The organism is Pseudomonas morbosilactucae, from assembly GCF_023241665.1.
Lineage (GTDB): Bacteria > Pseudomonadota > Gammaproteobacteria > Pseudomonadales > Pseudomonadaceae > Aquipseudomonas > Aquipseudomonas morbosilactucae.
On record NZ_JALQCX010000090.1, the window covers coordinates 1 to 1127 of the forward strand.

Genomic DNA, 1127 nt, shown 5'->3' on the forward strand with positions numbered 1-1127 from the left:
TTTTGCGTTGTAGAACATCTCGATGTAATCGAACACATCACTACGAGCACCTTCCCGTGTGGTGTAGATTTTCCGCTTGATCCGTTCCCGTTTCAGAAGCTGGAAAAAGCTCTCAGCCACAGCGTTGTCATGACAGTTGCCTCGGCGATTCATGCTGGCAATCAAATTGTTTGCCTTCAAAAAGCTGCGCCAATCGGAGCTGCTGTACTGGCTGCCTTGGTCGGAATGAACCATCACCTCTTGCTTTGGCTTACGCCTCCATACCGCCATCAATAATGCATCAATGGCTAAATCGCTGGTCATCTGCGACTTCATTGACCAGCCAACGACCTGACGAGAAAACAGATCCAGCACCACCGCCAAATACAGCCAGCCTTCATACGTACGAATGTAGGTGATGTCGGTGACCCAAACCTTGTTGGGTTCTACGACATCGAACTGGCGCTTCAGCAAATTGGGTGAGGCTACCGCTGGCTTACCGCCGTACTTTCCAGGGCGACGTCGATACCCTGTCTGAGAGCGCAGCCCTTCAAGACGCATCAGCCTTGCCACACGATGACGACCACAATCTTCACCGACCTCGCGCAGATCGTCATGGATTTTGCGATAGCCATAAACGCCTCCGCTCTCCAACCATGCATGCTTGATCAAACCCAGCAGTCGCTGGTCGTCTTTAGCGCGTGCAGATTGCGGCTCAGACAACCAGGCGTAATAACCGCTGGGATGGACTTTCAGCGTCAGGCATAGCCGTCGAATGGAATAGTCGCCGGCTCGCTGCTTGATGAAGGCGTACTTCAACCGCACTCCTTGGCAAAGTACGCGGCGGCCTTTTTTAAGATGTCTCGCTCTTCAGTGACCCGCTTGAGTTCTGCTCGCAGACGACGCAGTTCAGCGTGCTGATCATCGTCCTGCTGCCGTGCTTCTTGAGGTTTGCTGTAGCGTTTTATCCAGGCATAGAGGCTATGCGTCGACACGCAGAGACGGGCCGCTACCTCAGCAACGGGTAGCTTCTTTTCGGTCACGTGATTGACTGCTTGGATTTTGAATTCTTCGGGATAACGTGGGTTGCTCATGGCACCTCCTGATTGGCCTCAGTTTAAGGCATGGAGGTGTCTACGAAACCCGGG

1 protein-coding gene is annotated in these 1127 nt (G+C 53.1%); it reads right to left on the reverse strand.

Annotated elements, in window-relative coordinates; translation table 11 throughout:
• Positions 1 to 1073 (reverse strand): IS3 family transposase gene (locus M1B35_RS31325; RefSeq protein ID WP_425273464.1). Its coding sequence is split into 2 segments (ribosomal slippage), with 1074 coding nucleotides annotated over them: positions 1 to 839 and positions 839 to 1073; the frame shifts between segments, so codons are not numbered across the junction. This gene is flagged as partial in the annotation.
• Positions 1074 to 1127 lie beyond the last annotated feature (54 nt).